Below are 4,441 nucleotides of genomic sequence, written 5' to 3' on the forward strand. Positions count from 1 at the left end.
GCTACAACATGAATCACGGCGCATCCTGAAGAAAGTCGCTGATGAAGCTATTAATGCAGGTAATGAAGTGCGAATTCGCCAATTATCGGGACTTTATGCAGATATCTGTGCTTTATCCAAGGATGACTTACAACTAGACTGTGGTGGTATTCCTGGCGAAGTCTTAACTTCTCTTCGGGTATATGCGCGAATTAATCAAGAAGAATCTCCAGGTCGTGTAATATTTCGCTCATCACGCTAGTTGCTGGCGAGTTTTCTAATTCTTGAGATTACGAGGCAAGGCAGAAGATTTTGCGAATCCCCGCCTTGCCTCATAATCTAATGAAGGTCAAAATGTTTAAATCTAAAGGATGCCCCAGAAGTGTAAAATCCCTTGACCAGAAAACACTTCAAGCGCAACAGCAGATAAAAAACCAATCATTGCAAAACGACCGTTCCAGTTTTCGCTCTGAGGAGTGAAGCCCCAGCGCAAAGCATTAGGATCTTCTGAAACCGAAGGCGTAGTCTTCTTAACGTCTGCCATAAATAATACTCCGAGCTTTTATGTTGTAACAGTTATGACTGTATGTAAAGTAATGTAACAGGTTTTTACGAAAATGCAACATAAACTCAGGATAAGATTTAGTTAGCGAGTATATATTAATGGTACGTAGTTTAATGGTAGCAGGTTTGCGATCGCCTACGAGGGCAAGCTACGCCCCAACAGCCAATTACTTCAGAAAATTACAGAAGCACTCTCAACTGAACGCCAAAGCCTTTATAACCTACTGAATCAGCTACCCGCTTTCCTTTATTTGCAACCCAATGATTATGGCGTAGGATTTTATAACCAACGCTTCCAGGAGGTATTTGGAGATCCCACAGGGAAACGTTGTTATGAGGCGATCGCTGGGCTGAAGCAACCTTGTCCAGTTTGTCCTACCCATGAAAATGGGAAGCGATCGCATTCGTAATATTGTACTATCCTTGCGGAACTTTTCTCGACTAGATGAAGCCCAAATGAAAACTGTGGAAATCCACAGTGGTATTGAAAGTACACTATTGATTTTGCAAAACCGCCTCAAAGATAAATCCGACCATCCGTCAATTGAAATTATTAAAGAGTACGGTCAATTGCCTTTAGTAGAATGTTATGCGGGTCAACTTAGCCAAGTGTTGATGAACATCCTCACTAATGCGATCGATGCTTTAGAAAATTTGTCTGTTATTAATCAGCAAGACAACCCACAAATCCTTATCCGCACTCTTGTACTCAACTCAGATTGGGTTGCGATTGAGATTGCTGACAATGGGCCTGGAATGTCGCAAGAAGTTCAACAGCGTCTATTTGACCCTTTTTTTACCACCAAACCAGTAGGCAAGGGAACTGGTTTAGGAATGTCAATTAGCTATCAAATTATCACAGAAAAACATCAAGGACATTTAGGCTGTATTTCATCTCCAGGAGCAGGAACTAAATTCATAATCGAGATTCCCATTCAACAAATTAAATCTGTACAAGCAAATATACCAGAAGCTCACAATATCCCACTTACATAACCAGTGTCTTTATAGTAGCGGCAAAACACTACTGCAAAAAATAAAAACGTCGGTCTGTCAAGCTTGGGATGAATAAGCCATATCAGCGTTATGCGACTAAAGAGTACCGCAAGGCACTATGTTCGCTCTGCGCCTGAAGGTTTTTATTGATAATTCGTGCTGGGTGACTAAATGACGAGTTATCAATGACAAATTATCTTCTTCTGCGTCTGTTATCTAATAAATTAACCGCAGCACCAGCCGCAGCACCATTGACACCATTTTTCCAGGTAGTTCCACAACCACCAGAAATTGCACCTGCCAATACACCAGCACCAGCACCTACACCGATATCTTGAACAGGTAAACGTCCGTTTCTTCTTCTGGCTCTGGTGCTTCTTGCACCATTGGCAGCATTAACAGCAGCACCAGCAGCAGCACCTTTAAAAGCATTGTCTAATACGGAACCACAATTTGTTAAAACCCCACTTAATACACCTGCCCCGGCTCCAATGGCTGCATTATTAATAACTCGGTCATCAGCAGAAGCAGGTTGAACCGGGATTAAGCTAGTACCAGCTAAAGTAGCAGCCATCAATCCAGGTAGGAATGCGCGTTTTAGTATGTTTTGCATGGTAGTACCCTCTAAAAATCTTATGTTCGGTGAACAACCAAATTACGGTGCGATCGCTAATCCTCGTATTCCTGATTTTTAGACAATAGCAATATTATCTAAAAATAAGGATATTTGGATAATTGCATTTACTAACAACGTAATTTTAGCCCAAAGCTTGTTGTATTTACTGAGTGGACAATAATTAAACTGACACATCAACTAAAAAACAGTAAACCAAAAAGTTTTTCCTCAAAGAGCGATCGCTAGATGGAGGCTAGACAGCTATGATTGCGATCGCCTGCATTCTTTTGTGGTTGTAGCTTGAAAACACGCACTAGTCCATCATCTCCCAATCGATTTTCTCTCTTATTGCCGAAAGTCTTTCTGATGTGGGCTATTGGAGTGATGAGTGAAGCTGTACTCTGCAAGAGCGAATCCGAATAGTGCGCCTTGAGAGAAACCAATTACCAGAACATTATGGAGATCATTAGCCTCAATCAACTCCTGTGTATCATCTACCCAAGAATAAAAGGTTTTGTTAGGGTGCGGGTCAGACAAACCTAAGCCAGGACGGTCAATCACAATCAGTTTCAAGCCGAGTTTTGCCAGACAGTTCACACCAAAACCGAGCGTTCCGCTCATTCCAGCTCACTAATCAACTACAGGTAATCCTGCCAGTGCCATTGCCACTTCATTTGCACTATATTCGGTATTAACAAGCCGTCCAGATTGATAATCGATATAAGCTTGCATATCAAAATGTCCATGACCGCAAAGGTTGAAAAGGATAGTTTTGCTTCTTCCTTCTTGTTTACAGAGTAAAGCCTGATCAATTGTTGCTTTGACAGCATGATTAGCTTCTGGTGCTGGCAAGATTCCTTCAGAATTTGCAAAAGTTAATCCAGCAGCAAAGCAAGCGAGTTGGTATTCAGCACGTGATTCAACTAATCCCAAATTCACAATATGGCTAACAAGGGGAGCCATGCCGTGATAGCGCAAGCCTCCAGCATGAATTCCTTCGGGAACAAAACTACTACCTAAAGTATGCATTTTGGTAAGTGGGGTTAAGTGGGCAGTATCACCAAAATCGTAAGCATATTTTCCACGAGTCAATGATGGACAAGCAGCAGGTTCGACAGCTATTACTTGTATATCTCGTTCTCCTCGCAGTTTAGCACCGAGAAATGGGAAGGCAATTCCGGCAAAGTTGCTACCGCCACCTGTGCAGCCAATAACAATATCAGGATAATCTCCTGCCATTTCTAATTGAGTCAGTGCTTCTTGACCAATGACGGTTTGATGTAGCAGTACATGATTGAGAACACTACCTAAAGCATACTTAGTTTGTTCATCAGCAGCAGCTACTTCTACAGCTTCACTAATAGCAATCCCCAAACTGCCATTACTATTGGGATTTTGTGCAAGAATTTTGCGTCCGGCTTGGGTTTGAGTACTTGGGCTAGCAACCACCCTCGCGCCGTAGGTTTCCATTAGAGCTAGGCGGTAAGGCTTTTGCTGGTAGCTAACCTTTACCATATAAACTAAGACTTCTAAACCGAATAGCGCACCAGCAAAAGCTAAAGATGATCCCCACTGTCCGGCTCCGGTTTCAGTAGCTAACTTTTTCACTCCAGCTTGTTTGTTGTAGTATGCTTGGGCGACCGCAGTATTCGGTTTGTGGCTTCCAGAGGGACTAACACCCTCATATTTGTAGTAAATTTTGGCAGGCGTATCTAAAGCTTGTTCTAAACGACGGGCACGATAAAGAGGAGTTGGTCGCCACTGGCAATAAATAGAGCGGACTGCATCTGGTATTTCAATCCATCTTTGTTGGCTGACTTCTTGCTCAATCAACGCTAATGGCAACAGAGGTAATAATTCATCTGGTGTAATTGGCTTACCAGTACCAGGATTTAAAACTGGTGGTAAGGCTTGTGGCAAGTCAGCCTGGATGTTGTACCAAGCTTTTGGCATCTGGTCTTCAGTCAGAACGTATTTAATCGTGCCCATATAATCAGGTGATGCACAGTAAAATTGTACTTTTACGATTCTCTAAGAAAAAGGTTAACTTTCACTGTTATAAAGCTTTGCCCCAGCAATAGTAAAATCAAATCATTATCCTGGGAGGTGAAAAATCGGATTTCCATTTCACAATCCAGAAAAATACCTAAATGTCGGAATAACATCAAATAAACATATGATATACAGAACTATTTTGTTTAAATACTTTTCGAGCTTTTTCTTAAATTAAATTAGGTTTTTCAAGCTCGCAGTCGGAGAATAGTCACACCACTAATGGCTGCATAC

Annotated in this window: 6 protein-coding genes and 2 pseudogenes; 4 read left to right on the forward strand and 4 right to left on the reverse strand. The window is 41.8% G+C overall.

The features are described 5' to 3' along the window. Positions 1 to 241 (forward strand): annotated as a pseudogene (locus tag IQ229_RS14690) (hypothetical protein); the annotation flags it as partial. A 102-nt stretch (positions 242 to 343) separates the two neighbouring features. Here IQ229_RS14690 and IQ229_RS14695 read toward each other — a convergent pair. Beyond that, the gene (locus IQ229_RS14695; protein ID WP_069071239.1) at positions 344 to 523 is read right to left on the reverse strand and encodes a high light inducible protein; all 180 of its coding nucleotides are present in this window, start codon (positions 521 to 523) and stop codon (positions 344 to 346) included. A 119-nt stretch (positions 524 to 642) separates the two neighbouring features. On the opposite strand from IQ229_RS14695, the gene IQ229_RS24560 reads away from it, so the two are divergent. The 3 genes and pseudogenes from IQ229_RS24560 to IQ229_RS14705 form a co-directional block, all read left to right on the forward strand. Further along, positions 643 to 771 carry a hypothetical protein gene (locus IQ229_RS24560; protein WP_265582983.1) on the forward strand — a complete coding sequence of 43 codons (129 nt, stop codon included), beginning with the start codon at positions 643 to 645 and terminating at the stop codon, positions 769 to 771. 23 nt (positions 772 to 794) lie between these two features. After that, positions 795 to 953 (forward strand): hypothetical protein, encoded by a 159-nt coding sequence (locus IQ229_RS14700; protein ID WP_194044856.1) that lies wholly within the window; start codon positions 795 to 797, stop codon positions 951 to 953. Next, a pseudogene (locus tag IQ229_RS14705) lies at positions 925 to 1,539 on the forward strand (sensor histidine kinase); the annotation flags it as partial. The gene IQ229_RS14700 and the pseudogene IQ229_RS14705, both read left to right, overlap by 29 nt. A gap of 193 nt (positions 1,540 to 1,732) precedes the next feature. Here the strand turns inward: IQ229_RS14705 and IQ229_RS14710 are convergent. The 3 genes from IQ229_RS14710 to IQ229_RS14720 form a co-directional block, all read right to left on the reverse strand. Further along, the gene (locus IQ229_RS14710) at positions 1,733 to 2,152 is read right to left on the reverse strand and encodes a hypothetical protein (RefSeq protein ID WP_194044860.1); all 420 of its coding nucleotides are present in this window, start codon (positions 2,150 to 2,152) and stop codon (positions 1,733 to 1,735) included. 348 nt (positions 2,153 to 2,500) lie between these two features. Then, positions 2,501 to 2,776 carry an alpha/beta fold hydrolase gene (locus IQ229_RS14715; RefSeq protein WP_194044862.1) on the reverse strand — a complete coding sequence of 92 codons (276 nt, stop codon included), beginning with the start codon at positions 2,774 to 2,776 and terminating at the stop codon, positions 2,501 to 2,503. A 9-nt stretch (positions 2,777 to 2,785) separates the two neighbouring features. Further along, positions 2,786 to 4,144: a TrpB-like pyridoxal phosphate-dependent enzyme gene (locus tag IQ229_RS14720; protein WP_194044864.1), complete on the reverse strand. Its 1,359-nt coding sequence runs from the start codon at positions 4,142 to 4,144 to the stop codon at positions 2,786 to 2,788. Between the last annotated feature and the right edge of the window lie 297 nt (positions 4,145 to 4,441).

Source organism: Nostoc cf. edaphicum LEGE 07299, from assembly GCF_015207245.1.
GTDB classification, from domain to species: domain Bacteria; phylum Cyanobacteriota; class Cyanobacteriia; order Cyanobacteriales; family Nostocaceae; genus Nostoc; species Nostoc edaphicum_B.